The 26,386-nt window shown below is 63.8% G+C and carries 29 protein-coding genes and 1 tRNA gene; 16 read left to right on the plus strand and 14 right to left on the minus strand.

Annotated features, from left to right (window positions below):
• Window positions 1–421 precede the first annotated feature (421 nt).
• Window positions 422–913: a copper chaperone PCu(A)C gene (locus QNA11_RS06980; RefSeq protein ID WP_283482455.1), complete on the plus strand. Its 492-nt coding sequence runs from the start codon at window positions 422–424 to the stop codon at window positions 911–913.
• 71 nt (window positions 914–984) lie between these two features.
• Here the strand turns inward: QNA11_RS06980 and QNA11_RS06985 are convergent.
• A tRNA-Val gene (locus tag QNA11_RS06985) sits at window positions 985–1,059 on the minus strand.
• 286 nt (window positions 1,060–1,345) lie between these two features.
• Between QNA11_RS06985 and QNA11_RS06990 the strand changes: the two genes are divergently transcribed.
• Complete coding sequence (locus QNA11_RS06990) at window positions 1,346–1,525, plus strand: YdcH family protein (RefSeq protein WP_202072706.1); 180 nt, start codon at window positions 1,346–1,348, stop codon at window positions 1,523–1,525.
• A gap of 73 nt (window positions 1,526–1,598) precedes the next feature.
• Here QNA11_RS06990 and cimA read toward each other — a convergent pair whose 3' ends face one another.
• The 5 genes from cimA to cysS form a co-directional block, all read right to left on the minus strand.
• Window positions 1,599–3,191, minus strand: coding sequence for a citramalate synthase (cimA, locus tag QNA11_RS06995; RefSeq protein WP_283482456.1), 1,593 nt, complete (start codon window positions 3,189–3,191; stop codon window positions 1,599–1,601).
• Window positions 3,191–3,691, minus strand: a complete 501-nt coding sequence (locus QNA11_RS07000; protein WP_283482457.1) for a GNAT family N-acetyltransferase — start codon at window positions 3,689–3,691, stop codon at window positions 3,191–3,193. The genes cimA and QNA11_RS07000 overlap by 1 nt, the downstream gene beginning before the upstream one ends.
• Entirely contained in the window at window positions 3,691–3,825 is a 135-nt protein-coding gene (locus QNA11_RS07005) for a hypothetical protein (RefSeq protein WP_281931657.1), read from the minus strand. The genes QNA11_RS07000 and QNA11_RS07005 overlap by 1 nt, the downstream gene beginning before the upstream one ends.
• Window positions 3,826–4,121: 296 nt before the next feature.
• Entirely contained in the window at window positions 4,122–4,475 is a 354-nt protein-coding gene (locus tag QNA11_RS07010; RefSeq protein ID WP_283482458.1) for an endonuclease domain-containing protein, read from the minus strand.
• Between the two features lie 221 nt (window positions 4,476–4,696).
• A complete protein-coding gene (gene cysS, locus QNA11_RS07015) occupies window positions 4,697–6,253 on the minus strand; it encodes a cysteine--tRNA ligase (RefSeq protein WP_283482459.1) in 1,557 nt (518 codons plus the stop codon).
• A 351-nt stretch (window positions 6,254–6,604) separates the two neighbouring features.
• Between cysS and QNA11_RS07020 the strand changes: the two genes are divergently transcribed.
• Window positions 6,605–6,928: a hypothetical protein gene (locus tag QNA11_RS07020; protein ID WP_283482460.1), complete on the plus strand. Its 324-nt coding sequence runs from the start codon at window positions 6,605–6,607 to the stop codon at window positions 6,926–6,928.
• 3 nt (window positions 6,929–6,931) lie between these two features.
• Here the strand turns inward: QNA11_RS07020 and QNA11_RS07025 are convergent, their stop codons facing one another.
• Window positions 6,932–7,465 (minus strand): CreA family protein, encoded by a 534-nt coding sequence (locus QNA11_RS07025; RefSeq protein WP_283482461.1) that lies wholly within the window; start codon window positions 7,463–7,465, stop codon window positions 6,932–6,934.
• Between the two features lie 349 nt (window positions 7,466–7,814).
• On the opposite strand from QNA11_RS07025, the gene QNA11_RS07030 reads away from it, so the two are divergent.
• Window positions 7,815–8,942, plus strand: coding sequence for a DUF2865 domain-containing protein (locus QNA11_RS07030; RefSeq protein ID WP_283482462.1), 1,128 nt, complete (start codon window positions 7,815–7,817; stop codon window positions 8,940–8,942).
• A gap of 267 nt (window positions 8,943–9,209) precedes the next feature.
• On the opposite strand, the gene QNA11_RS07035 is transcribed toward QNA11_RS07030, so the two are convergent.
• Both QNA11_RS07035 and cckA read right to left on the minus strand, forming a co-directional pair.
• Window positions 9,210–9,827, minus strand: coding sequence for a GyrI-like domain-containing protein (locus tag QNA11_RS07035; protein ID WP_283482463.1), 618 nt, complete (start codon window positions 9,825–9,827; stop codon window positions 9,210–9,212).
• Window positions 9,828–9,946: 119 nt separating this feature from the next.
• Window positions 9,947–12,466, minus strand: a complete 2,520-nt coding sequence (gene cckA, locus QNA11_RS07040; protein ID WP_283482464.1) for a cell cycle histidine kinase CckA — start codon at window positions 12,464–12,466, stop codon at window positions 9,947–9,949.
• Between the two features lie 297 nt (window positions 12,467–12,763).
• Between cckA and QNA11_RS07045 the strand changes: the two genes are divergently transcribed.
• The gene (locus QNA11_RS07045) at window positions 12,764–13,639 is read left to right on the plus strand and encodes a hypothetical protein (RefSeq protein WP_283482465.1); all 876 of its coding nucleotides are present in this window, start codon (window positions 12,764–12,766) and stop codon (window positions 13,637–13,639) included.
• Window positions 13,640–13,844: 205 nt separating this feature from the next.
• On the opposite strand, the gene dksA is transcribed toward QNA11_RS07045, so the two are convergent.
• Together dksA and QNA11_RS07055 are read right to left on the minus strand one after the other, a co-directional pair.
• Window positions 13,845–14,261, minus strand: a complete 417-nt coding sequence (dksA, locus tag QNA11_RS07050; RefSeq protein ID WP_202072695.1) for an RNA polymerase-binding protein DksA — start codon at window positions 14,259–14,261, stop codon at window positions 13,845–13,847.
• 125 nt (window positions 14,262–14,386) lie between these two features.
• Window positions 14,387–15,598, minus strand: coding sequence for an NADP-dependent isocitrate dehydrogenase (locus QNA11_RS07055; protein WP_281931648.1), 1,212 nt, complete (start codon window positions 15,596–15,598; stop codon window positions 14,387–14,389).
• A 283-nt stretch (window positions 15,599–15,881) separates the two neighbouring features.
• On the opposite strand from QNA11_RS07055, the gene QNA11_RS07060 reads away from it, so the two are divergent.
• Both QNA11_RS07060 and QNA11_RS07065 read left to right on the plus strand, forming a co-directional pair.
• A complete protein-coding gene (locus tag QNA11_RS07060) occupies window positions 15,882–17,213 on the plus strand; it encodes a pilus assembly protein (RefSeq protein WP_283482466.1) in 1,332 nt (443 codons plus the stop codon).
• A gap of 95 nt (window positions 17,214–17,308) precedes the next feature.
• Entirely contained in the window at window positions 17,309–18,148 is an 840-nt protein-coding gene (locus tag QNA11_RS07065; protein WP_283482467.1) for an RNA methyltransferase, read from the plus strand.
• A 135-nt stretch (window positions 18,149–18,283) separates the two neighbouring features.
• On the opposite strand, the gene QNA11_RS07070 is transcribed toward QNA11_RS07065, so the two are convergent.
• Window positions 18,284–18,682: a nuclear transport factor 2 family protein gene (locus tag QNA11_RS07070; RefSeq protein ID WP_283482468.1), complete on the minus strand. Its 399-nt coding sequence runs from the start codon at window positions 18,680–18,682 to the stop codon at window positions 18,284–18,286.
• A 79-nt stretch (window positions 18,683–18,761) separates the two neighbouring features.
• Between QNA11_RS07070 and QNA11_RS07075 the strand changes: the two genes are divergently transcribed.
• Both QNA11_RS07075 and QNA11_RS07080 read left to right on the plus strand, forming a co-directional pair.
• Window positions 18,762–18,995, plus strand: a complete 234-nt coding sequence (locus QNA11_RS07075) for a hypothetical protein (protein ID WP_283482469.1) — start codon at window positions 18,762–18,764, stop codon at window positions 18,993–18,995.
• A gap of 96 nt (window positions 18,996–19,091) precedes the next feature.
• Complete coding sequence (locus tag QNA11_RS07080) at window positions 19,092–19,652, plus strand: NifU family protein (protein WP_281931640.1); 561 nt, start codon at window positions 19,092–19,094, stop codon at window positions 19,650–19,652.
• Here the strand turns inward: QNA11_RS07080 and QNA11_RS07085 are convergent.
• Window positions 19,649–19,930, minus strand: coding sequence for a YlcI/YnfO family protein (locus tag QNA11_RS07085; protein ID WP_283482470.1), 282 nt, complete (start codon window positions 19,928–19,930; stop codon window positions 19,649–19,651). The genes QNA11_RS07080 and QNA11_RS07085 overlap by 4 nt on opposite strands.
• Window positions 19,927–20,349 (minus strand): putative toxin-antitoxin system toxin component, PIN family, encoded by a 423-nt coding sequence (locus QNA11_RS07090; protein WP_283482471.1) that lies wholly within the window; start codon window positions 20,347–20,349, stop codon window positions 19,927–19,929. The genes QNA11_RS07085 and QNA11_RS07090 overlap by 4 nt, the downstream gene beginning before the upstream one ends.
• A 127-nt stretch (window positions 20,350–20,476) precedes the next feature.
• Here QNA11_RS07090 and tsaB point away from each other — a divergent pair, with 127 nt between their 5' ends.
• From tsaB to QNA11_RS07125, 7 genes are all read left to right on the plus strand, one after another.
• Window positions 20,477–21,286 (plus strand): tRNA (adenosine(37)-N6)-threonylcarbamoyltransferase complex dimerization subunit type 1 TsaB, encoded by an 810-nt coding sequence (gene tsaB, locus QNA11_RS07095; RefSeq protein WP_283482472.1) that lies wholly within the window; start codon window positions 20,477–20,479, stop codon window positions 21,284–21,286.
• A 9-nt stretch (window positions 21,287–21,295) separates the two neighbouring features.
• Complete coding sequence (locus QNA11_RS07100; protein ID WP_283482473.1) at window positions 21,296–21,784, plus strand: GNAT family N-acetyltransferase; 489 nt, start codon at window positions 21,296–21,298, stop codon at window positions 21,782–21,784.
• Window positions 21,785–22,057: 273 nt separating this feature from the next.
• Complete coding sequence (locus QNA11_RS07105; protein ID WP_202072685.1) at window positions 22,058–22,303, plus strand: type II toxin-antitoxin system Phd/YefM family antitoxin; 246 nt, start codon at window positions 22,058–22,060, stop codon at window positions 22,301–22,303.
• A gap of 62 nt (window positions 22,304–22,365) precedes the next feature.
• Window positions 22,366–23,841, plus strand: a complete 1,476-nt coding sequence (gene miaB, locus QNA11_RS07110) for a tRNA (N6-isopentenyl adenosine(37)-C2)-methylthiotransferase MiaB (protein WP_283482474.1) — start codon at window positions 22,366–22,368, stop codon at window positions 23,839–23,841.
• Window positions 23,838–24,872 (plus strand): PhoH family protein, encoded by a 1,035-nt coding sequence (locus tag QNA11_RS07115; RefSeq protein WP_283482475.1) that lies wholly within the window; start codon window positions 23,838–23,840, stop codon window positions 24,870–24,872. The genes miaB and QNA11_RS07115 overlap by 4 nt, the downstream gene beginning before the upstream one ends.
• Window positions 24,869–25,396, plus strand: a complete 528-nt coding sequence (ybeY, locus tag QNA11_RS07120) for an rRNA maturation RNase YbeY (protein WP_283482476.1) — start codon at window positions 24,869–24,871, stop codon at window positions 25,394–25,396. The genes QNA11_RS07115 and ybeY overlap by 4 nt, the downstream gene beginning before the upstream one ends.
• On the plus strand, window positions 25,380–26,309 hold the full coding sequence (locus QNA11_RS07125) for a hemolysin family protein (protein ID WP_283482477.1): 930 nt from the start codon (window positions 25,380–25,382) through the stop codon (window positions 26,307–26,309). Before ybeY ends, QNA11_RS07125 begins: the two co-directional genes overlap by 17 nt.
• The last annotated feature ends 77 nt before the right edge of the window (window positions 26,310–26,386 follow it).

A 26,386-nucleotide genomic window follows, 5' to 3' on the forward strand; every position in this document is an offset into this window, starting at 1 on the left:
AAAGCCCGCGCTCGGAACATACGAAAGAAGGCGAGACGGCAAAGCGTCGAAGCGCCTACATCGATACCGAGAACCGCGAACGGAAAAACCAGCTTGACGATAGGAATCGTGGAGCTGTTGCGTCAATCGTCGTTGCGCAAATAATCCTGCGACAGGACGTCGCGTTCAATAAATGAACAGTTTCTCTCCGCTTTGGAGTCGTCGCTTTCGCTGCAGAAAGATGCCGACGCGCCCGACGAATAGTTCACTGTTCGTGAATTGGACTGAGGCGGCCGCATATGTATCAACACTATTCATAACCGCGACCCGCATTTTACTGCATGCACTCAGCGAGCGCCCCGCGATCCCAACGAATATCGCCGGTTCCGAACGCGAGGCGGCTGGCGCGCGTTTTGGCGCCGATGTTGCCCAGCGGTCGGCCATGAACACGACGAGCAATGCCCCCTCGAGACGACGCTACTCCATCGTTGCGCCTGTTGCAGGAAGCATTCTTTGTTGCGGTCTCGGCGCGCTCGGGGCCGCCGCGGGCGCGACTGTCCCTCTCGACATCGAGATCGAGCATCCGTGGTGTGCGGCGTCTCCAAAGGGCGTCACCACGGGCGCCTGCTATATGACGGTTCGTAATCGAGGGACGGAGACGGTCAGAATCATCGGCGTTGATATTGCCGTATCGGACCATACCGAGCTGCATGAAACGGGCGTTGCAGACGGGATCATGAAAATGCGGCCTGTCTCTGAGGGCGTGGAAATTCCCGCCGGAACGTCGATCGACTTTCAAACGCGCGGTTACCATCTCATGCTGCTCGATCTGAAATCGTCGTTGAAGCTCGGGCAGACGATCGACGGCTCGCTTCGCTTCGACAGCGGCGGCGCGATGAAAATCGAGTTTCATGTGGAGACGCGGCGGCTGTAGCAGGGCCGCATCGCCGTGAATTCGAAAGTCCCCGCTCGGTCAGCGGCATTGCAGCATTACTTGGATTTGAATGGTGGGCGCGACAGGGATTGAACCTGTGACCCCTACGATGTCAACGTAGTGCTCTCCCGCTGAGCTACGCGCCCCCTTCCGGGGTTCCGCCATGGCGGCGGCTCGGGTGGCGTGTGTATAGTGGCGGACGCGGCGACGCGCAAGCGCCTTTGTGCAGAAAAATTTCCTGGTCCCGCGACAGCGCAAAATCCGCCCGGCGGCGGCTTGGCGGGAGCGGCCGTTAATAATTTATTGAGGCCAGATGTCGCGGGGACGAAAGATTTATGACGCCGCAACAATTCTTATCTTGCGGGCCTCGCCCAATGTGGCATGCTTGGCCGTGCGCCCCTCGCGAGGGGAAAGTCACAAAGGAGGTTTCGCATGTCCTTACAAGGCCATATCGTCGAACTCCAACGTCGCCACGAGGCGCTCAAGAAGGAAATCGAGAGAGAGCAGCTTCACCGCAATGCCGACAAAGCCAAAATCATCGAGCTGAAACGCAAGAAGCTGCAAATCAAGGACGAACTCGCCAAATTGGCGATCAGCGAAACACGCCACTGACGCACGCTCGAACGGGGCGGAAAGCTTTTTCCGCCCTGTCCGCCCCACTCTCGGCGCATGGCGCGCCAGCGCGTCACCGCGCGCCCGACACCAGCAGCTTGTAGTTGATCGCGTCGACAATCGCTTCGAAAGAGGCGTCTATCACATTGGCCGAGACGCCCACCGTCGACCAACGATTCCCCTCCCCGTCCGCGCATTCCACCAGCACGCGCGTCACCGCGTCCGTGCCGCCCTGGAAGACGCGCACGCGGTAATCGACAAGCCGGACGTCGTCGACGAATTTCTGATAGGCGCCGAGATCCTTTCGCAGCGCGACGTCGAGCGCATTGACCGGGCCGTTGCCCTCAGCCGCCGAGATGCGCGTCTCGCCGTGAACATTGATCTTGACGATCGCCTCGGCGCCCTTGTCCTCAAAGCCATTGCGCGCGAAGCGGCGGTCCACCGCGACGCTATAGCGCTCGATGTCGAAATAATGCGGGGCGTCGCCGAGCACGCGCTTGGCGAGCAGGAAGAAGGAGGCGTCGGCGCCCTCATAGGCGTAGCCCTGCGACTCTTTCTCCTTCACCTCGTCGAGCAGGCGCGTCAGGCGCGGATCATCCTTGTCCAGCGTCACGCCGAGGCGCGTCAGCTCGGAAATGATATTGGACCGTCCGGCCTGGTCGGAGACCAGCACGCGGCGCTGATTGCCGACGGTTTCCGGCGCCACATGCTCATAGGTGCGTGGATCGGTCAGCACGGCGGAGGCGTGAATGCCGGCCTTGGTCGCAAAGGCGCTGGCGCCCACATATGGCGCGTGGCGATTCGGGGCGCGATTGAGCAGCTCGTCGAGCGCATGGCTGATGCGCGTGAGATGTGACAGCTTCTCGCGCGTGACGCTTATCTCGAAGCGCGCGGCGTATTCATCCTTGAGCAGCAGCGTCGGGATGATAGTCGTGAGATTGGCGTTGCCGCAGCGCTCGCCGAGCCCGTTGAGCGTGCCTTGAATCTGCCGCGCGCCGGCGCGCAGGGCGGCCAATGAGTTCGCCACCGCTTGCCCCGTGTCGTCGTGGCAATGCACGCCGATATGATCGCCCGGAATGACCTTGGCGACCTCCGCGATGATGCGCTCGACCTCATGCGGCAGCGTGCCGCCATTGGTGTCGCACAGCACCACCCAGCGCGCGCCGGCCTCGTAAGCGGCCACGGCGCAGGCGAGCGCATATTGCGGATTATCCTTGAAGCCGTCGAAGAAATGCTCGCAATCGACGGCCGCTTCCTTCTCCCGCGCGCCGGCCGCTTTTACGGACTGCGTAATCGCGGCGAGATTGTCCTCTTCCGTGGAGCGTAAGGCGACCTTGACCTGATAGTCCCAGCTTTTGGCGACGAAGGTCACTGTGTCCGCCGAGCTGCCCAAGAGCGCCGCGACGCCCGGATCGTTCTCCACCGAACGGCCTTGCCGGCGCGTCATGCCGAAGGCGCAGAAGCGCGCCCGCAGCTTCGGCCGCTGCGCGAAGAATTCCGTGTCGAGCGGGTTGGCTCCCGGATAGCCGCCTTCGACATAGTCGATCCCGAGATCGTCGAGCATGGCGGCGATCTGCCGCTTGTCGTCGAGCGAGAAATCGACCCCCGTCGTCTGCGCGCCGTCGCGCAGCGTGGTGTCGTAAAGCGTCACGCGTTCCCTGGTCATCAATGCGTTCCCCCAGCGGCCGGCGGGGCCGCCAGTTGCTTGGTCATGGTGGTGTTGCCGAGCCATTCGCCGGCGATCGTCACCGTATTGCGGCTCTGCGCGACGTATCCGCGCGCGGCAAAGAAATCGCGCGCCGTATCGGAGGCTTCGACGGTGAGCGTCTTGGTCCCCCGCGCGCCGGCGAGCTTCTCGATCGCGTCCGCAAGCGCGGCGCCCACGCCCTGCCCCGCGAAATCCGGGCGCACATAGAGCATGTCGAGGAGCTTATTGTCCTTGAGCGAGGCGAAGCCCGCGATCTCGCCGTCGGCCAGCGCGACAATGGTGAGGGCGCCGGCGAGTCGGGCGGCGAAAGCGGCTTCGTCATCCGCCGCCGAGGCCCAGGCCTCGCGCTGATCCGCGTCGTAATCCTCAGCCGCGAGCGCCTCAATGCTCGCGCGAAAGAGCGCGGCGAGCGCCGCCGCGTCGCTTGCGAGATATGGCCGAAGACCGGGCTGCGCCATTACACGACCTCGAAGCTGCGCAAGATCTGCCAGGCGGCGAAGGCGGCGCCGGCGAGAACGAGGATTTTGAAGAGGAGGTAAACCGCCCAATGGCGCTTGAACGGCAGCGTGTTTTTCCAGTCGTTGTTGGACATGGCGTTGCTCCTGTTGCCTCGCGCGGGACGGCGCATTGTAGCCCGGCCGTGGATCACGCTACGCGCCAGACATTGCGTTGGCGTTTCGGTGGGAGGGGCGCCCTCGGACCCCACCCGGCCCGCTGCGCGGGCCACCCTCCCCGTAAAGGGGAGGGATGGGATTGCGGCGGCAGCGCCGCTCATGCCGCCGGCTGGCGATCGCCCCGACGCGTCAGAAAGAGCGCAAATCGTAGGCCTCCAATCCCTCCCCCTCGCGGGGAGGGTGGCGCGCGAAGCGGGCCGGGTGGGGGGGAGGATCACGGCGCCTCCGGCATAGGCTCACGCGCCCGCGCCAAAATCGTCTCGACGACTCCATGCAGATTGGAATCCACCTCGGGATTCCAAAACCGCAGCGTGCGAAAGCCCTGCGAGGCAAAATGCGCGTCACGCCTTGTATCGTTGCGCAACCCCACGTCCTCGCCATGCTGAGAGCCATCCACTTCGATGATCATTTTGTATTTGAAGCAGACGAAGTCGAGCACATAGCCGTCGAGCGGCGCCTGACGGCGGAAGTGGAAGCCCTCAGGCCGCAGCTTGCGTAGCTGCACCCAGAGCTTCACCTCCTGCGGCGTCATGGTCTTGCGCAGAGCGCGGGCGCGGGCGACGGACATGGTTCAGCCAACCCGGCCGTCGGGGTCGGGCCCCACCCGTCGCGCTTCGCGCGCCACCCTCCCCGTAAAGGGGAGGGATGGGACTGCATCGGCGCCGCCAATAACGACGCTGGCTTGCGACTGCATCAGCGCTTCAGAAGGAACCCAAGACTCGGGGCTCCAATCCCTCCCCTTTACGGGGAGGGTGGCCCGCGCAGCGGGCCGGGTGGGGGGGAGTCCGCTCACCGCTTCACCTCCCAACTCGTCGTACCGTCCTTATTGTCCTTGAGCGCAATGCCCATCGCCGCGAGCTCGTCGCGGATGCGATCGGACTCGGCCCAGTTCTTGGCGGCGCGGGCGGCGAGGCGGGAGGCGATCAGAGATTCAATGCGTGACTTTTCGGATGAAAACGAAACGACCTCGGGGCGCCCCGTCTGGTCCACTGTCAACGTAACTCCTTGCGACTTGAGTTTTGAGGTTAGCCCTGAAAGCTCGGCAATGACGTTATTGGCCGTCAAATTACGGAATAAAATCATATCGAAGTAGCCCTCGTTCGTGGCTACGAAGTCAGAATAAGACGCTAACGCTCTCGTATAGAAACCGCTTTTGTGGAGATCCCGGAATCCCATAAAATTGAGGGTTGCAAATAGTTTCATTGCTGCAGAATGATGTTGTTCGGCCGCTTTCCCGAGTTCACGCAACCTCGTAACAGTTTCGGGTGTATTCAGATCGTCAGAAAGTGCTACGATACACGCTTCGTCTGTAAGTTCGCCAAGCCCACTAACAAGATTAGGATTGATCCCCTGATACTCGATCGCATGAGTCCAGGCGGCCAATTCGCGCTCTGACGCCTCCATTTCCGTGCGCGTCCAGTCGATCGGCTGACGATAATGGGTCTTCAACATTGTCAAGCGCACTACGTTTCCGTGGTAGCTTCGTAGCAACTCCCGGATTGTGATAAAATTCCCCAGGCTCTTGGACATCTTCTCGCCCTCGACCTGCAGGAACCCATTATGCATCCAGTAATTCGCCATCACGTCTTGCCCAAAAGCGCAACATGATTGCGCGATCTCGTTCTCGTGATGCGGGAAGACGAGATCGATGCCGCCGCCGTGGATGTCGAAGGTCTCGCCGAGATGTTTCCAGGACATCGCCGAGCACTCGATATGCCAGCCCGGGCGCCCCCTGCCCCATGGCGACTCCCAGCCCGGCTCGCCCTCTTTCGAGGGCTTCCACAGCACGAAATCCATGTCGCCGCGCTTATAGGGCGCGACGTCCACGCGCGCGCCGGCGAGCATTTCATCGAGCGAGCGGCGTGACAGGCGCCCATAGGCCGGCATCGACGGCACGTCGAACAGCACATGTCCATCGGCCGCATAGGCGTGGCCGGATGCGATCAGCCGTTCGATGATCGCGATCATCTGCGCGATATGTTCCGTCGCGCGCGGCTGCACGTCGGGCTCGAGGCAGCCCAACGCCCGCACGTCTTCCTGAAAGACCTTGTTGGTCTCTTCGGTCAGCTCGCGGATCGTAATGCCGCGCTGCGCCGCGCGCGCGTTGATCTTGTCGTCGACGTCGGTGATGTTGCGGACGTATTTGACATGGCTCTCGCCGTAGAGATGCCGCAGCAGGCGGTAGAGCACGTCGAAGACGATCAGCGGCCTTGCATTGCCGATATGGGCGTAATCATAGACCGTCGGCCCGCAGACATACATGCGCACATTGTTGCGATCGATGGGCTCGAAAGCCTCCTTCGTTCGCGTCAGCGTATTGTAGATTTTGAGCGCGGGCGTCGACATGAAAACCTCTGTCGCCAGCTTGAGCCGGCGCGTTTCATGTCAGTTCGAGGACGTGACGGCTCCGGCCAGCCTGGGTTGCTAGCTGATAATGATCCGGCCACAAATTCGGCAGGAGAGCGGCATGGGAAGCGTCATGGCGGCGACCATGCGCCCGAAACCGCCGCCGCGTCAAGCGCGCTTTCGCAGCGCGCAAGAGCGCGTCACGCCGCTCCGGGCTCGCGCAAAACCCCTGCCGCGCTCCCGCTGCATTTGCGGCAGGATCGTGGCGCCTTAACGCATGATTAACCGCGTTCCGATAGTTTTAACCATACGCCGCCCGATGTCTTTGGCGGCCCTGGAGCGGGCGCTGGCATGTTCAAACTCTCGTCGAAATACGAAAAGTCTTTTCTGCCGCGCCTCGTCGCGGGGCTTCTCGTCTCGGCGGCTTATTTCTCTAGCGCCCAGGCGGCTCCGGCCTCCTATATTGTCGTCGATGACGACGGCTATGGCGTGCTGGATTGCCTCACCCAGAAATCCGAGTGCGGAAAAATCGTGGCCGACGCCTGGTGTGAATCTCACGGCCATGGTCCGGCGAAGGCCTATGGCCGCGCCGAGGACATCACGGCCTCTATCGGAGCCGACGCGCCGCGCGAGCCGGTCAAGCCGGGCGCGGCGGTGGTCTCCTGCTCGGAATAAACCCTATCTCACCCAATTCGCGCATTTGGCGGGCTCGCCCCCGCCCCAGGGCTGGATGGCCACGGTCGACGTCGAATTCTCCGGCGAGCCCTCGACCAGCTTGTCCGAATAGACCATGTAGACGAGCACGTTGCGCCGCGTGTCGCAGCCGCGCGCGATGTGCATCTGCTTGAAGAACAGCGACCGCCGCTCGCTGATGGCGAGATCGCCTTGCGTGAATTTCTCGTTCTCCTTGCCGGCGCGCAGCTTGATCGGCCCGAATTGGCTGCAGGCGAGCGAAACCTCCGAGGTCTGCTCAGCCACGCCGAACATGCCGGCGACGCCGCCCTTTTCATGCGCCGTAAAAGCGCAGGCGACGCCGTCGATGAGCGGATCGTCGACGACATAGGTCGCGAGCTTGTCGTTGGGCGTCAGCAGCTTGAAGTCGGTCGACTTGCGGAAGATCAGGTCCGGCCCTTCCTGCGCGCAGGCCGCGCTCGCGCCGAGCGCGGCTGCGAAAGCAATCGAGAATATCGCGCCAAAACGGTTCGTCTTCATAAGCCGGTCTCCAATGCCGTCGCGCCGGATATGGGCGAGGACTTGGCGCATGGGAAGTGCCGGAGGCTGCGCCCGTGCAAAAAAATGGCGCGGCGCGGGCCTCGTAATCGCCTTGCTGCCGACATGATACAGGAGAGAATCCAAGGCGATCGGATGTCGGACGCACGCATCCTGAAAGAGCCGCCACAGGCGGCGGCGCGAAGGACGAAAGATCCTTCGACCAACGGGGGAACGCCCCGTAAGATTGATCGGCGGCGCGAAAAAGCGGATATGCTCGAGCCGCCCAGCGATTCTTGAGCTTGGGCGCTTGATGACCGTAGTCGCGCCGGGCCGGCAGCCGGAGCACGAGATGAGGCCGACCTTGGGGCCGACGACGACCCGCATATTCCTGGCGTTGGCGCTCTGCGCCCTCGTCTTCCTTCCTGGCGGGAGCGCGCGGGCCGAAAGCGCCTATTGCACAGATCTACGCGGCCAGATCGCCAAGGCGGGCGCCGAGGGCATGGCCGCGCGCTACCGCGCCGCCGCAGCCAAGCAGCGGGGCGAATATGGCCGCCTCGCCGCCAAAGGCCGGGCCATGGGCTGCGACCGCGAGCAATTCCTGTTCTTCGGCAACCCGCCGCCGGCGCAATGCGCGCCGATCAGCGCGCGGCTAAGCTCCTTGCAGGGCAGCATCGCCGCCTATGAGCAGGGGGCCGCCGACGACAGCCAAAGACAGGCGCTCATGGCGCGCTATGAGGTCGATTGCCGCAACCAGCGCGCGTCGGCGCGCGAGCCCGAGCCCAAGAGCTTCTTCGAGGAGCTTTTCGGGGTCCGGCAGCCAGAGCCGGCGCCAGGTTATCGGGAGGCGCCCGACGATCCAGGCTATCAGACGCTCGACCCGGATTACGAAGGAGACGGTCAATTCGTCGATGGACGCCCGCAGGGCGGCCCCATGGCGATCTGCGTGCGGACGTGCGACGGCGGTTTCTTCCCGATCACCTATTCGGCCAGAAGCGGGCAGCTCGACGATCTCAACACGCTCTGCAAGTCGATGTGTCCGGGAACGGAGGCCAAGCTCTACACGCAATCGCAATCGAAGGGGCTCGAATCGGCGATTTCGATCGACGGCGAGGCCTATGGGGATCTCCCGAACGCGCACAAATTCGAGAAGAGCTACGACGCCTCCTGCGGCTGCAAGCCCAAGGGGCAGAGTTGGACTGAAGCGCTGGCCGAGGCCGAACGCATCCTCGCCGAGCGCAACAAGAAAGACCAGATGGTCACGGCCGAACAGGCGGAGCAATTATCGCGCCCGATTCTGCCCGGCGATCCGCGCGCGAAGAAGCCAGCGCTTTCCCTGCCGCCCACGCCCGCCGCGGCCAACGCCGGCCTGCGCGGCGCTGAGGGAAGCGTGACGACCGGCGGGCCGGAGGTTTTCCGCGACGTCGTCGGTCCCGATGGCGTGAAGCGCCGGGTCCGCGTGGTGGCGCCGACGTTGTAGCAAGCCCCTTGGACCGCGAGCCTTCAGGCTCGCTCAGATTGTTGACAAACCTCCGAGGCGCCTCGCCCTTCGAGACGCGATCGTCGCTCGCTCCTCAGGGTGAGGCCTAAGTGTTTGATGAGGTTTCAGAAGCTCCTCATGCTGAGGAGCCTGCGTAGCAGGCGTCTCGAAGCACGAGGGGCGTCATCGCCACTTTGTCAGCACCCTGCGCGAGCCTTTAGGCTCGCATCCTTCGAGCGAGCCTAAAGGCTCGCGGTCCAGCGCCCCCTATGCGCCGCGCCTGACAGGCTGCCGGAGAATGGTCCTCAATTTCGCGGGCTCGGGCTTGCGCGGATCGCTCAGATAGATTTCGTGATGCCTGCCAGCGAAGACATACCCCCGCGACGGCATTTCCTCGTGATGCAGCCGCGCGAGCGCCGGTCCTTCGTGGTCATAGGCGCCGATGTGCAATATTTGGAGCGACGGACCTTCGTCGTAGATTTCCATGCGCAGGCTATCAGGAGGCGTCCCGAGCTTCTTTTTTGACCTTTCAACCGCGGCGCCAAACATGGCGTCGTCCAGGAAATCCGGCGCCCGGATCATCATCGTCCAGCGCCAGCGGTCCTTGCGGCGCGTGACAAAATCAGCCGGATCATCCGCCTCCCACAAGCCTTCGAGCGGCGGCACGACATAGTCATTGCCGAGCGACGCCTTCGCGGCGAATTTCATCGCGTAGCTCACAGAGAAGAGCCATTCGACCGCCTGCTTGTAGGCCGGCGCGGTATTGGGATCGCCGGCGCCGTCGACCATGACGAAATGCATCGCCGGAACCTCGACGAGCGCGAAGCGATTTGTCGGGGCGCGATAAAGCGCTGGAGAAGCTTTTTTAAAATCGATCTTTGTCATGACTACAGGCCAATAAAATGAATGTAAGCGCCGTCATTGCGAGCGAAGCGAAGCAATCCAGGGCCGTGACGCGGCTCTGGATTGCTTCGTCGCTTTGCTCCTCGCAATGACGGCGGTGGCTACCCGCTCTGCGCCGCCATATGCGATTTCACCGTCTCGATGAGCTGCTTGATCGAGAATGGTTTGGGCAGGAAACCAAAATCGCCTTCGGGCAAATTCTTCGCGAAAGCCTCCTCAGCGTAGCCCGACACGAAAATTACCTTGGCCGTGACGCCGCGCTTGCGCAATTCGGCGAACATGGCCGGCCCGTCCATCTCGGGCATGACCACGTCCGAGACGATGAGGTCGATCTTGCCGCCGACCTCCTCGACAACCTCCAGCGCTTCGAGGCCGGTGGAAGCCTCCAGCACCGTGAAACCGCGCGACTTGAGCGAGCGCGCGCCGATGGAGCGCACCGCGTCCTCGTCCTCGACGAGGAGGATGACGCCCTGCCCCGTATAATCGGCCGCGGCTTTCGGCGCCTCGGCCTCCGGCTTCGGCGCTTCCTTCTCTTCGGGGATGAAGCGCGGCATGAAGATGCGGAAGACCGTGCCCTTGCCGACTTCGCTCTGCGCGAAGATGAAGCCGCCGGACTGTTTGACGATGCCGAAGACGGTCGAGAGACCGAGGCCTGTGCCTTTGCCGACCTCTTTGGTGGTGAAGAAGGGCTCGAAAATCTTCTCCATCACCTCAGGCGGAATGCCGCTGCCGGAATCTTCGACCTCGACCAGCACATAATCCGCCGGAACGAGATGAATCTCGTTGAAGCCGGCGCAGTCGTCCTTTGTGACGTTGCGCGTGCGGATCTGCACGCGGCCGCCCGTGTCCGCCATGGCGTCGCGCGCGTTGACGACGAGATTGATGATGACCTGCTCGAATTGCGTGAGATCGGCCTTCACGAACCACAGATCGCGCCCCTGCCGCAGATCGAGCTCGTTCTTCTCGCCGACGATCCGGCGCAGCAGATTTTGCAGCTCGGAAAGAGCGTCGCCGAGCTGAAGGACTTGCGGCCGCAGCGTTTGGCGACGCGAGAAGGCGAGGAGCTGGCGGGTCAGGCCGGCCGCGCGATTCGCGGTCTCCTTGATCTGGCGGATGTCGCGGAACGCTGGGTCGGTTGGCCGGTGGTTCGAGAGCAGAAGATCGGAATAGCCGATGATCGCCGTCAGCATATTGTTGAAGTCATGGGCGATGCCGCCGGCGAGCTGGCCGACGGCGTTCATCTTCTGCGACTGGGCGAATTCCTCCTGCAGCTTACGCTGCTCGGTGGTGTCGAGCGCATAGAGGGTCGCGCCCTTCTGGCCGGAATCCTCCGCCGCAGACGCGAAGAAGCGGGCCGAGCGCGGTCCCGCCCCTTCCTCGAAGGACACATTGACCGGCTTGACGTCGCTCTTGCCTTCGACCGCCTCCTCGATCGCCTTGCGCAAAGCCTGCGCGTCGCTCTCCGAGAGGCCCGCGAGCAGCGACCAGCCCTCCTTGCCGTGAAGCGCCGCCTTGGGGAGCAGCTTGGCGAAGGCGGCGTTGGAGTCGAGCACGCGGCCCTGCGCGTCGAGCGTCGCAATGGCCATGGGCGTCGAATTGAAGAAGCGCGCGAAACGCACCTCGGCGGCGCGCAGCCCTTCTTCCGGTTTCTCACCGGCGGTGCGGTTGAGGACGAGCGTCCGCGAGGCGCCGGCGACGCCGTCCTGGCCGAAAGCCACCTGGTGGAGGAGCCGCACCGGCAAGGAGCGGCCGTTCTTGCAGCGCAGATCGAGGTCGATCTGCTCCGTGCGGACCTCTCCCGGCGAGCCGGAGACGGCGGCCAGCAACGCCGCGCCATTATTGGCGACGATGGCGGCGAGACTTGCGCCCCCCGAGCCCACCTGGGTGAGATCGTAGCCGAGCCAGCCGGCGAGCGTCTTATTCATATAAGAAACGGCGCCGTCGGGCGTGGACGAGAAAAAGCCTGCCGGCGCATGGTCGAGAAAGTCGATGGCGTGCTGGAGCTCCTGAAACACGCCCTCCTGCCGCTGCCGCTCGCTCGTGACGTCGGCGACGCCCCACAGCGTCGCGCGCTGGCCGGCCTCCGGCAAGGGCCGCACCTTGATGCGATACCAGCCGACCGCGCCGGCGCCGGTGAGCGGCGGCGACAAGCGCAGATCTTCGACATGGGCTCTTCCCGAGCGCGCGGCCTGCGCCAGCCGATAGATTGCTTCGGAGACTTCCGGAGGGCCCGAAAAGAGCCGTTCGACGGCTTGCAGGCCGGAGGGGTCGCGGGCGCCGCAGAGCTCCATGTAAGCTTCATTGGCGTAGACAATCTGCATATCGCCCTTAGTGACGACCAGGCCTTCGGTGGTCGTGTCGGCAATGAGCTTGGTGACGTCGTTGCGCGGAATGCGGGACGAAAATTGTATGAGCCCGACGGCATAGGCGAAAAGCGAGAACACGCCGGCGACGCCGAAGAGCGCGAGGGCCAGCATGACGAGCCGCGGCGCCATGGCGGTCGGCGCGAGGAAATAGCCGACCGAAACCGTCAGAATCGCGATGGCGAACGTCAGCACGAGCCCGGCGCTTCCCGGTCGCTCGCTTCGGTCAAATGCAGACGACGCTGCCCTCTCGCTCATCCCCTACGCCCCGCCCATCGCGCCCGCGAAGCCTGCTCGCGGACGATTCGGTCTGCATGCCAGAATATGGTTAATGAGCCGCGCATCGAAGCGACGCCGGCAAAATTGCTAAGTTTGAGAACTCTTTCAGATTCGTGTGCAAGAATGGCTGCGCACGCGCAAGATAGCAACCGCGCGCCGGGCAATTTCGGTTTCCGCCCCATAAGCGTTAACCATTGATTAACCTTTTGGGCCCGCTTGCCAGAAAAGCTGATAATTTGGCAAGGTTCAGCGCGTTCGAAGAGAGACCTGCGGTTCATGCAAGACAGATTCTCACAACTGCTACCGGTTCTCGGAGCAATCGTGGCGTTCCTCATCGCCGCGCTTCTGGTTCTTTATATCTTCCGTCTACTGTTTGGACGAAAGATTCGCTCGGATGCAGCGAAAAAAGGACCGCGTCGCCTGGATGTTGTCGACGTCTTCGACCTCGATCGTGAGCGTCAGCTCGTCATCGTCCGTCGCGATAACATCGAACATTTGCTGCTGATCGGCGGGCCGAACGACCTCCTCGTCGAGGGATCGTTCGCACGCGCCGAAGCGCCCGTTCGTGCGCCTGCCGAGGCGCGCGGCGCGGCGCCGGCGACCGCCTGGCCGCCCGGCCCTCCCGCCGAGCCCGCGCCGGGGCCCGTTCCCAAACCTGCCGTTCCAGGGCCGCTCAACCTGCCGCCGGACCTGTTCGCGCCCGCCCCCTCGAAGCCCACAGCGCCGGAGCCCGCTCCCGCGCCGCCGCCCGCCGGACCGACGGCCGCCCCGCCGCCGCCCCGTCCTGCTGCGCCGCCGCCGGCGCCGCCGCCACGCCCTGGCGCCCCGTCGCGACCTGCGACGCCGCCCTTCCTGGCGCGCACCCAGCGGCTGATCCAGCCGAAAACCGAGGCTCCGCCGCCCGGCCCGAAACCAGCCGCCCCGCCGGCGCCTCCGCAGCCCCCTGCTGCGCCGGCTCCAGTCGCCGAACCGCCAGCCGCCCCGCCGGCGCCGGCCCAGGCCCGGCCTCCGGCTCCTCCGCCAGCGCCGCCGCCGGGCCCGGCGCGACCATCGGCGCCCCCGCCAGCCCCGCCGGCGCCCGCAGAGGTCGATCCGCTGGAGTCGCTGGAAGCCGAAATGGCCCGCCTGCTCGGCCGGCCCGAGAAGGAATAAAAAAGAAGGGCGTCGCCAACCGGCGACGCCCTTTCTAATTGTTGGTGATCCGCTTGATTGGTTCAGTGTCATTCCCGACGCTCGCGCAGCGAGTGATCGGGAATCCAGGGCAGCTACTGCGATTTTGGCTCTGGATTCCCGGTCGGGCTTTTCAGCCCGCCGGGAATGACAACCTTCAATGCGAGCTGTTCAAACGGAAATGGCGTCAGTCGTCCCGATAGACCTTTTCGCGCCTTTCGTGGCGCTCCTGCGCCTCGATGGAGAGCGTCGCGATCGGCCGCGCATCGAGCCGCTTCAAGGAGATCGGATCGCCCGTCTCCTCGCAATAGCCATATGTGCCGTCGTCGAGACGCCCGAGCGCCGCGTCGATCTTGGCGATGAGCTTTCTCTGCCGGTCGCGGGCGCGCAGCTCGATCGCGCGATCGGTCTCGGATGAGGCGCGATCGGCGAGGTCGGGATGGTTTTCATTCTCGTTTTGAAGCGCCGCCAATGTCTCGCGGCTTTCCTGGAGAATGTCTTCTTTCCACGCCAGCAGCTTGCGACGAAAATATTCGCGCTGCCGATCGCACATGAAAGGCTCGTCGTCGGAAGGTTTATAGGCTTCGTCCAGCTCCACCGACATGGCCGAGAATCCCCTCGTTGGACCATTGGCGCGCCTATATAGACGCGGCGCGTGACACTTACAATCTCACTTATATTCATGCGTCGCCGGATTGCGGCGAGACGCGCCGCGGCGACGATGAGAAGTTATTCCATCGCCTTGCGGAGATTTTCGTCCACCTTGTCGAGGAATCCCGTCGTCGACAGCCAGCTTTGATGATGGCCGACGAGGAGCGCCAGATCCTTCGTCATGAAGCCGGCTTCGACCGTCTTCACGCAAACCTCCTCGAGCGTTTGCGAAAAGCGCGCGAGCTCCTCATTGCCGTCGAGCTTGGCGCGGTGAGCGAGGCCGCGCGTCCAGGCGAAAATCGAGGCGATGGAATTCGTCGAGGTCTCGTGGCCCTTCTGATGCTCGCGGTAATGGCGCGTCACCGTGCCATGAGCGGCTTCGGCCTCGACCGTCTTGCCGTCGGGCGACATCAGCACGCTGGTCATGAGGCCGAGCGAGCCGAAACCCTGCGCGACAATGTCGGACTGCACGTCGCCATCGTAGTTCTTGCAGGCCCAAATATAGCCGCCCGCCCATTTGAGCGCCGAAGCCACCATGTCGTCGATCAGGCGATGCTCGTACCAAAGCCCCAGCGTCTCGAATTGCGACTTGAACTCGCTCTCATAGACGTCCTGGAAAATGTCCTTGAAGCGGCCGTCATAGGCCTTGAGGATCGTGTTCTTGGTCGAGAGATAGACCGGGAATTTGCGCTGGAGGCCGTAGTTGAAGGTCGCGCGGGCGAATTCGAGGATCGACTCGTCGAGATTGTACATCGACAAGGCGACGCCGGCGCCCGGGTATTTGAAGACTTCCTTCTCGATGACCTGCCCGTCCTCGCCCTCGAATTTGATGGTGAGACGGCCCTTGCCCGGCACTTTGAAATCCGTGGCGCGATATTGATCGCCGAAGGCATGACGGCCGACGACGATCGGCTGCGTCCAATGCGGCACAAGCCGCGGCACGTTGTTGCAGATGATCGGCTCGCGGAAGATGACGCCGCCGAGGATGTTGCGGATCGTGCCATTCGGCGATTTCCACATTTCCTTGAGGCCGAATTCTTTCACGCGCGCTTCGTCGGGCGTGATTGTCGCGCATTTCACGCCGACGCCATGCTGCTTGATGGCGTTGGCGGCGTCGATCGTGATCTGATCGTTGGTGGCGTCGCGACTTTGGATCGAGAGATCGTAATAGAGAAGGTCGATGTCGAGATAGGGCCGGATCAGCTTGTCCTTGATAAAGGCCCAAATAATGCGAGTCATTTCGTCGCCGTCGAGCTCGACGACAGGATTGGCCACCTTGATCTTCTGCATGTTTGATCGATCCTCAAGCTGCGCGCGCCTTATATCCCCGGCTCGACGCCAGGGAAAGCGGCGCCTGGGATGTGTGGATTTTCAGGAATAGGCTGTAAACTATGGCTGAAAGAGACGCGCCGAGGCGTCTCCAGCCTCCAATACCTTGAAAATCCTTCCCTTTTCGCCGACTTTGCACCACATCCGACAAGCATCAACTGCGCCACACGCCTATTCTGTAAAGGAAAGCTCAACGTCTCCCTTTCACTTTGCCCGTAGTTTTTATTCGGCGGAGTTGGAAGGCGTGAAAAACAAAGGTTTCCCTTGGACGAGCGCCGGATTTCAGGCGGACGAGCGCGGCTCGATCGCCATTCTCTTCGCCCTGTCTCTGATTCCCCTCGTCATGATCGTCGGCGCGACGATCGACTACACCCGCGCCGCGACGATGCGGACGCGCTTTACCCGGCTCGCGGATACGGCCGCGCTCGCAGCCGTGAGGGCGGCGGCGCTCCAGGAAGCCGATTGCCTCGCAAAGAGCTCCACGACCGGCCCTTGCACGCCGGACAACATCAAGAAGCTCGGCGAGGGCGCCGGCCTCAACTTCCTTGCCGCGGATACGGCCTTCGCGCGCTCCAGTCAGTCCAGCAGCGTCGCGCTGACCAATAATGACGGCTCCTGGTCGGCGACAGTGACCTATTCGGCGCAATCGCCCGCCGCCATGACCGGGCTCATCGGCTTCTCGTCGATCCCTGTGGGCCGAACCGTCACCTCGAATATTTCGCTCGGAAGCCAGATCTATCTCAACATTCGCCTTCTGCTCGACCGCTCCATGTCGATGGGCATCGGCGCCACTGCGGACGACATTTCCCGAATGGAGGACCTGACAGGCTGCGCTTTCGGCTGTCACACAAATGGCTCGTCTTCGACCTATTACGACAAGCCCAAGGCGCAGGGCATTCGCTTCCGCATCGATGAATTGCGGGACGCGACCACGGCTCTGATCGCCACGGCCAAGACGGTGACCGCGTCCAACGCCCGCACCCATATCCAGATGGCCGCCCACGCCTTCAACCATCAGGTCACAACGCTCGTCGATCTGACGACGGACCTCAACAAAGTCGCCTCGGCCGTCAAGGCGCTCGATTTGCCCACGAGCGACGACGGCACGCAGACAAGCGACGCCATCAAATGGATCAACACCAAAGTTTCCGGAAATGGGAACGGACAAAAGGCGACAACGCCCCAGGAGATTATCTTCATCGTGACCGATGGCGTGGACGACGGCATTTATACGGGTTGGCAGGGAATGTCCGCGCCATATGGAAAGCCGCTCTCCTGGTGGCCAAAATACATGACCAAGGCGAACACCGGCGCTTTTCCGCGCGGCGCTTGCACGGCGCTGAAACAGAAGAACGCCATCGTCGCCGTGGTCTATACGACCTATGTGCCTTTCGTCGGAACCGAGCAATATGACAAGCTCATCGGCCCCTTCGCGAGCGATATTGCGCCCAATCTCCAGGAATGCGCGACGCCCGACTATTTCTTCACGGCGTCCACTCCCGGCGACATCCAAAAGGGCATGCAACAGCTCTTCAACAAGGCGCTGGCGGCGTCCAAGCTGCGGCTGACGAATTAGCGGAAGCGACCTGGTTTGCGGAAAAGCCGCGGCCCCCTTTCCCCGCGCGCCGCTTCAGCCTAATTAGCGATCTCTCTGCAAGAGGAAGCTAAAAGTTGGTCGGAGCGGGAACGGATCACACCAAGCAGGCGCTCACGGGCGGGCCAGCCATCATATTGGTACGCCCGCAGCTTGCCGTGAACATTGGCATGTGCGCCCGCGCCATGGCCAATTTCGGCCTCTCGGATCTGCGCCTGGTGTCGCCCCGCGAGGGCTGGCCGCGCACCGGCGCCTACCGCAAGGGCGCCTACGCCGCCGCCGCCGGCGCCACCCACCTGCTCGAAAGCGCCAAGCTCTACGACTCGACGCGCGAGGCGATCGCCGACCTCAATTTCGTCTATGCCGCCACTGCGCGCGGACGCGGGCAGATGAAGCCGGTGCTCCCCCCCGCCAAGGCGCTCGCCGACACGGCCGCGCGCGTCGCGGGCGGAGAGAAACATGGCATGCTCTTCGGCCCCGAGCGCACCGGCCTCGACAATGACGATGTGGCGCTTGCCGACGCCATACTGACCTTCCCGGTCAATCCCGCCTACGCCTCGCTCAATCTCGCGCAATCCGTGCTGCTCGTCGGCTACGAATGGTTCCGCGCCGCCCATGGCGACGCTTTGCCCTATGAGCAGGAGGAGCGCTCGCCGCCGGCGACGCGCGAGATGACGCTGGCGTTTTTCGACTTCCTCGAAGAGGAGCTCGACAAGCGCGGCTTCTTCCGCCCCCTGGACAAGAAGCCGGTGATGTCGCGAAACCTGCGCAATATGTTCCACCGCATGGGCCTCACCCAGCAGGACGTGCGCACGCTCTGGGGCCTGGTGGTGCGGCTGGTCGAAGGCCCGCGACGCGACCCGAAGAAGGTGTGGCGGCGGAAGAAGGTCGAAGAGACAGAGGGGGAAAAGACCTGATCCGCCCCCGGCCCCGCCTCGCCGTCATTGCGAGCGAAGCGAAGTCCATCGCGTGGCTCTGGATTGCTTCGTCGCTTTGCTCCTCGCAATGACGGCGAGGCGGCCCCGATCTGGGCTGTTCAACCGGAAACGGTATCAGTGAAACGAGGGCTTCGGCCCTCGCGACGGCGCGGTCGGCGCCACGGCAAGCGGGCTCGCCTGATGATGCAGGAGCCGCCATTTTCCCTCGACCGAGCGAAACCAGTTGGTCGCGAGCAGCAATCCGCCGCCGACTTCCTCGATGCAGAACACCCTACCGTCGACGCCCTCGATCAAGACCTTCTCATCGCGCGCGGCCACGGCGTCCTGCGTGGGATTTCTGAAAATATCGCGATAGGAGGCGATGACCGGCGTCCGGCCGATGAGCGCCGGCCAGCCGGGATGCACGCAGCTCACCCCCTCTTCCGCCCAGATCGCCTCCATGGCGGGAAGGTCGCGGGCGGCGAAAGCGCGGTAATAGGAGGCGTTCCCGGCGAGAAGGGCGTCTTCGTCCATGTTTGCAGAGTGGTGGATTTATGGGCCGGACGCAATATGCTTGGCCAAAGCGCGAGCGGCGCATGACCAAAGGAGGCCTATGGACGCTCTGAGCCTGTTCGGCCTTTTCGCGGTGAGCGCCATGCTGCTCACTTACGCGCTGGAGGAGCGCAGTCACTGGTTCGTGCTGGGCTTTTCCGCCTCCTGCGCGCTCGGCTCGATTTATGGCTTCCTGCAGGGCGCCTGGCCGTTCGGTCTCGTCGAGGGCGTGTGGTCGGTCGTCGCCCTCAATCGCTGGCGCGCGCGGCGCGGGGACTCCCGGCCAGCGGACTGAAACCCCACGTAAAAGCCGAGCGTATCGCGCCAAGCCCGAACTGTGCTAAAGCCCGCGCCAGAGCCCCGGCCTTGAACCGGGTGCAGGAGGCCCTCAATGTTCATCCAGACCGAAGCCACCCCGAACCCCGCCACGCTGAAGTTCCTCCCCGGCCAGAATGTCCTCGGCCAGGGCGCGATGGAGTTTCGCTCGCGCGAGGCCGCCGCCAACGCCCCGCTGGCCCATGCGCTGCTCGCCATCGACGGCGTCGAGGCGGTGATGTACGGCGGCGACTTCGTCTCCGTGACCAAGAACGAGACCGACTGGGCGCATCTGAAGCCCGCGATCCTCGGCACGATCATGGAGCATTTCGCTTCCGGCGCGCCGCTCTTCACCGACGGCGGCTCGACAGTGGCCGACCATGGCGGCGAATTCTACGATCCGGCCGACGCCGAGACGGTCGCGACCATCAAGGAGCTGATCGAGACCCGCGTGCGCCCGGCGGTGGCCGGCGACGGCGGCGACATCGTCTTCCGCGGCTTTCGCGACGGCGTCGTCTATCTCGGCATGAAAGGCGCCTGCTCCGGCTGCCCCTCCTCGACCGCGACGCTGCGAAACGGCATCGAAAACCTGCTGCGCCATTTCGTGCCGCAGGTGAAGGCGGTGGAGCCGGCTTAAGGCTTCTTCTTCGAGCGCGCGTATTCCACGGGGATCTCGTCTCCTGCGCGAGGCGATTCTCCCGTATCGCGCGACATGAGCCTGTCGAATGCGGCCCAATCCGCCCGGCCTTTGCGGTCCGCGAAGTATCGCGCGGTCCGCAAGGCCGAAACCTTTTCGGCCACTGCTGTGGAAACGAACTGATTGAGGCTCGCCCCGTCTTCGGCTGCGAGCCTCTCGGCCTCCGCCTTCAAAGAAGCGGGAAGCCGGAGCGCATAGGCGGACACTTTTGTCTTCATGGCCTTAGCCTCACAAGCCATTCACCCGGCGTCAATACGTTGACGCAAAAGCGATCAGACGCGGGCGAGAAGTCCTTCTTATTGAATGTCGCGATCCCCGCGGCGCGACCGTTCACGGCGGCCTCGAGAACCAACTCATCGCCTGGATCCCGTAACTGCGGCCGCCATAAGAACCAGATATCGACGGGCTCGACCAACTCGACGACCGCGTTCAAAAACTGGCGGACCTCCCGTGTGGAGAGCTGCGCCGCCTTTTTGTGTTCGCTCCGCTGACAGACAGATTCATATTCGACAACCAGCGCAACGGACGCCAGCAACCGAATCTCTCCCGCCCGCGCCAGCCGGAGCAGCTCCGCCGAGGCGCCGCGAGGGCTTCTCAGCGCAGCGACCACGACATTGGTGTCCAGCACAAGACGCATGGCGTCTCACTATCATATCACATATGATGTCGTCTCCAGGTTGGCGAGCCGCCGCCTCTCAAAATCTGTGACATTGGAGCTTCGCCCTTTGTTGATCGAGCGCCCCAAAGGGTCATATGCTCCCCGCATGCGAATCCTTGCGATCGACACCGCCCTGCCCGCCGTATCGGCCTGCGTGCTCGACCACGACGCGGAGCAGCCCATCGCTTCCGAGACCATCGCCATGGAGCGCGGTCACGCGGAGGCGATCATGCCGCTCATCGAGCGGGTCATGAGCAAGGTTGACGGCGGCTTCTCGACCATCGACCGCGTCGCCATCGCCGTGGGGCCCGGCTCCTTCACCGGCATTCGGATCGGTCTTGCCGCCGGCCAGGCCATTGCGCTCGCCTGCAAGGCCGAGGTCGTTGGCGTCTCGACGCTGGCGGCGCTGGCCGCGCCGCTTATTCTGGACGCCGCCGACAGCGTGGTCGCGGCGGCGATCGACGCGCGTCACGGCAAGGTGTTTGTCGCGGCCTTCGGCCCGGACGGCCGCCCTTTGCTGACGCCCCGCCGCGCCGGCGCGCATGAGGCGCTTCGGGCGCTGGGCGACGGGCCGCTGCTTCTCATCGGCTCCGGCGCTGAGCTTCTCGCCAAGGAAGCCCGCTCGTGCGGCATGGCCGTGAAGATCGTGAGCGAACAGGCGGCGCCCGACATCGAATTCGTCGCTCGGTTGGGCCTCGCCGCCAAGCCGGAGACGGCGCCCGCCAAGCCGCTCTATCTCAAGGAGCCGGATGTAACGATCGCCGGCAAACCGCCGGGGGCCGCGCAGACGACCGAGGCTGCGCCGGCCGAGGCCGACGCCGCGCCGCCCACCGCCCTCGCCGGGACCGCGCCCGAAAGCAGCGCACAAACAATCACTCCCTCCGAAAAGCTCGCCTCCGCGCCCGCGCAGGCCTAGAATCCACCCATGAGCCTGATCGCTTCTTTTTTCGCCAAGCCGACCTTTGTCGTTCGGCCCATCGGCGCCGAACGTGCGGAAGAATGCGAGGTCCTCCACGGCGCCTCCTTCGCCTTCGGCTGGTCCAAGATCGACTTCGAGAGCTATCTCACCGACCCCAACATCATCGCCGACGGCGCCGTGACCGAGGGCGCCAGAAGCAGGCTCGGCGGCTTCATCCTGTCGCGCCTGCTGCCGCCGGACGCCGAAGTGCTGACCTTCGCCGTCGACCCGGCGCGGCGCGGCGTCGGGCTCGGCCGCATGATTCTCGATCGGCATCTTGAAAACCTGGAGCGCGGCGGCGCGCGGCTGGTGTTTCTCGAAGTCGCGGACGACAACGAGGCGGCGGTGAAGCTCTATTATCGCTTCGGCTTCAAGGAGATCGGACGGCGACAGAACTATTACCAGCGCGCCGACGGGACAAAGCGCGCGGCGGTGAATTTGAGACTGGAGATGTAAGAGGGCGCCGGGGGTGAGCTTATCCCTCCCCTTTACGGGGAGGGTGGCTCCGCCATAGGGCGTCTTTTAAGACGCCCGTCTTAAAGGACGGGCTATGGCGGCGTCGGGTGGGGTAAAGCCCCAACGACTGTCGTAGCGGCGCGGACCCCACCCGGCGGCCTTCGGCCGCCGACCTCCCCGTAAAGGGGAGGTATGGGGGCTAATAACGCCAGATGGCTCACCTTGATTGCCCGACGTAGTCTAACTCAACCAAGCCGGCTAGGCTCGACCCCCATGCGTATTGTCGACATCCAAGAGGCCAAAAAACAGCTTTCGCGCCTTGTCGCGGAAGCCGCGAAAGGAGAGCCCTTCGTCATCGCCAAGGCCGGAAAGCCGATGGTCAAAGTGACCGCGCTCGGCGCGCCCGAGAAGAAAAAGGATCGGCGGCTTGGTTTTCTCGCCGGGAGAATTTCAGTCCCCGACGACTTCGATACTATGGGCGCCTCGGAGATCGAGGGCATGTTTGCAGGCGAAGAGTGAGACGTCGCCTCTCGAGCCGGACCAAATAATTCGAGTCGGCGCGCCCTGGAAAAACGCCTATAATGGGGCTAGCCGAGAGTCGCACGATCTCTCTCAAAGGAGCAGACAAGATTTCCACCCGGGTTCAGAACGCGTCCGAGCTACCGTCGCCCGCGCCCGAGTCGGCGCCTTCGGAGGGCGGCAAGGTTCTGGTCAAGTCCTACGGCTGCCAGATGAACGTCTATGACGCGACGCGCATGGCGGATTTGCTGGGCCGCGAGGGCTATGCCGAGACCGCGGACGAAGCCGAAGCCGATCTCGTCATCCTCAATACCTGCCATATCCGCGAGAAAGCGGCCGAGAAAATCTACTCCGAGCTCGGCAAGCTCGCCCTCGAAAAGCGCGAACGCGAGGCCTCCGGCCGCGAGATGAAGATCGTCGTCGCTGGCTGCGTGGCGCAGGCCGAAGGCGAGGAGGTCTTGAGGCGCCAGCGCGCGGTCGATCTCGTCGTCGGCCCGCAGAGCTACCACCGCCTACCCGATCTGTTGAAACAGGCAAAGGGCGGCCAACGCCTCACCGACACCGAATTCGCCGTCGAAGATAAATTCGACGCCCTGCCCCAGCCGAGCCGCGCGCAAATCCGCGCCCGCGGCGTCTCCACCTTCGTCACGGTGCAGGAGGGTTGCGACAAATTCTGTTCCTTCTGCGTGGTTCCCTACACGCGCGGCGCGGAAGTCTCCCGGCCCGTGGCCGACATCGTCGCCGAGACCAGACGCCTCGTCGACGCCGGGGTGCGCGAGATCACGCTCATCGGGCAGAACGTCAACGCCTATTGCGGCGTGGATGAAAAGGGCGCGGAGTGGAGCCTCGCCAGCCTACTGGGGCGCCTTGCAGAAATGCCGGGGATAAAGCGCCTGCGCTACACCACCAGTCATCCTGTCGACATGGCGCAGGATTTGATTGACGCGCATGAGGCGATTCCAAAGCTCATGCCCTTTGTCCATCTGCCCGTGCAGTCCGGCTCGGACCGCGTGCTCAAAGCCATGAACCGCAAGCATACGGTTGCCGGCTATCTCGACATCATCGCCCGACTGCGCAAGGCGCGGCCGGATGTGGCGATGTCGTCCGATTTCATCGTGGGCTTCCCTGGCGAGACGGACGAAGATTTCGAGGCCACCATGGCGCTCGTGCGGGAAGCCGGCTTCGCATCGAGCTTCTCGTTCAAATACTCCCCCCGCCCCGGCACGCCCGGCGCGGAGCGCGCGGACCAAATCGACGAAGAGGTCAAGCGCGCGCGTCTCGCCGCGCTTCAGGCGCTGCTGGAAGAACAGCGCCAGGCTTTCAACGCTGCGACGGTCGGCAAAACGATCGACGTCTTGTTCGAAAAACCCGGCCGCCACGAGGGTCAAATCGGTGGCAAAAGTCCCTATATGCAAGCTGTGCATGTCAACGGCCCCGCTGACATGATCGGCGAAGTGGCTCGAGTCGCGATCGTCGCGGCGGGCTCCAATTCGCTGGCGGGCAGGCTTATAAGCGAGGGCGAGGAGGCGAAGGCTTGACAACGATTGGCGATGTGCGGCTTCGCCGGGACGAACCGGCCGAGCCCGATGCGGAAATCACGCTGGCCTTCGAAAACAATAAATATGCTTCTCTCGTCTTCGGCCATTACGACCAGAATCTCGCCAAGATCGAGCGCCGGCTGAAGATCGCCTCTTTCGCCAATGGCAATCACGTCACGCTCAAGGGCAAGGCCGAGGCCTGCGAACATGGGCGACGCGTCCTCGAGGCGCTCTACGAGCGCATCGCCAAGGGACAGACCATTGCGCTCGGCGACGTCGACGGCGCGATCGAAGAAACGGCGCGCCAGCGCAACCTCTTCCCTGACGCGGAGCCGGCGCGCGGCGCTTTCGAGCAGCTCATAACCCGCAAACGCGGTCTGGTGCGCGCCCGCAACGCGGCGCAGGACCAATATTTGCGCGCCATGAAGCGCTACGAGCTGGTCTTCGGCGAAGGCCCGGCGGGCACCGGCAAAACCTGGCTCGCGGTCGGCCACGCCGTGCAGCTCATGGAGCAAGGCGCGGTCGAGCGGCTCATCCTCTCGCGGCCGGCGGTCGAAGCCGGCGAGCGGCTGGGGTTCCTCCCCGGCGACATGCGCGAGAAGGTCGATCCTTATCTGCGCCCGATCTACGACGCGCTGCACGACTTCATGGATTCGCGCATGGTCGAGCGCGGCATGCAGACCGGCATCATCGAGGTGGCGCCGCTCGCCTTCATGCGCGGCCGCACGCTGGCGCGCGCCTGCATCCTCCTCGACGAGGCGCAGAACGCGACCTCCATGCAGATGAAAATGTTCCTCACCCGCCTCGGCGAGGGCTCGCGCATGATCGTGACGGGCGATCCGTCGCAGACCGACCTGCCGCCCGGCCAGGTCTCCGGATTGTCGGAGGCGATTTCGCTGCTCTCCGATATCGACAGCGTCGGCCGCGTGCGCTTCTCCGAAGGCGACGTGGTGCGCCACGATCTCGTGCGCCAGATTGTCGGCGCCTATGACCGCGCCGCCCGCGCCAAGAACAAGCCGCGAGACCTATGAATATAGAGATCGACGTCAACGTCTCCGCCGACGCATGGGAGGGCTTCGACGATATCGAGACGCTCACCCGCGACTGCGTCGAGGCGAGCCTCTCCGAGAGCGGCGCGCGGCTGGTCGAGGGCTGTGAAATCAGCGTCACATTCTGCGACGATGCTGAGATCCATGAGCTCAACGCCGAGTGGCGCGGCAAGGACAAGCCGACCAACGTGCTCTCCTTCCCGACGCCGGGGCCCCTCTCCGCACGTCCGCTCCTCGGCGACATTGTGATCGCCTTCGAAACCGTGGCGCGGGAGGCCGAGGAGCAGGAAAAAACATTGCGTGAACATACGGCCCATATGGTCATCCATGGATTTCTGCATCTGATCGGTTATGATCACGAGACTGCCGCCGAGGCCGACGAAATGGAGAGCCTCGAAAGACGGATCGCGTCGCGGTTGGGCTTGCGCGACCCCTACGCCGGCGAGGCGGCCGGCGAAGAGGATGAAGCGGGCGAACTGAACGAAGGTCATGTCGACACGATCTGAAAATGGCGAGGAGCCTTTAAGTCGCCGGCACGAGCCGCGCTTCACGCTCCTGGACCGCCTGCGCGGATTGCTGGGCCTCGCGCCCGCCTCCGTGCGCGAGGACATCGAGGACGCGCTGGAGGAGACCGCCGGCGACGTCACGCCGCACGAGCGCGCGCTGCTGAAAAATGTGCTGGGCCTGCACGATCTGCGCGTCGAGGACGCCATGATCCCGCGCGCCGACATTGTCGCCATCTCGCAGGATTCGACGCTGCGCGAGGCGCTGCATATTTTCCGCGACGCGGGCCATTCGCGCCTGCCTGTTTATATCGAGACGCTCGACGATCCACGCGGCATGATCCACATCCGCGACTTCGTGAATTACTTTGCGGTTTGCGCCGAGAAACACGCAAGCGCCGATAGCGCGGCGACACCCAAGGTCGACTTCGACACGCCGCTGTCTCAGGCCAATCTGCTCAAGCCCGTGCTGTTTGTGCCTCGCTCCATGCCGGCGCTCGATCTGCTCGTTCGCATGCAGGCCTCGCACACCCATCTCGCGCTGGTCATCGACGAATATGGCGGAACCGACGGTCTCGTCACCATCGAAGACATTATGGAAATGATCGTCGGCGACATCGAGGATGAACACGACGTCGCCGAGCCGCCGGAAATCGAGGAGCTCGACAATGGCGATTTCCTCGTCGACGCGCGCGCCGATCTCGACGAGGTCACCGATCGCCTCGGAGTCGACTTCCGCCTGGAGGACACGCCCGCGGAAGTGACGACCATCGGTGGACTGGTCGCCTGGCTCGCGGGGCGCGTGCCCATGCGCGGCGAGGTCATCGCGACCCCGGTCGAGAGTCACGAATTCGAGATTGTGGAGGCTTACCCGCGGAGAGTCGGAAAGCTCCGGGTGCGCGCGCGCCATCCATAAGAACAGAGGGACCGTGCGCCTTCAGGCGCGCAGTAACAGAGCGCGCCTGAAGGCGCGCGGTCCGTTTCTGGCGATAG

Source organism: Methylocystis sp. JR02, assembly GCF_030063565.1.
GTDB classification, from domain to species: Bacteria; Pseudomonadota; Alphaproteobacteria; order Rhizobiales; family Beijerinckiaceae; genus Methylocystis; species Methylocystis iwaonis.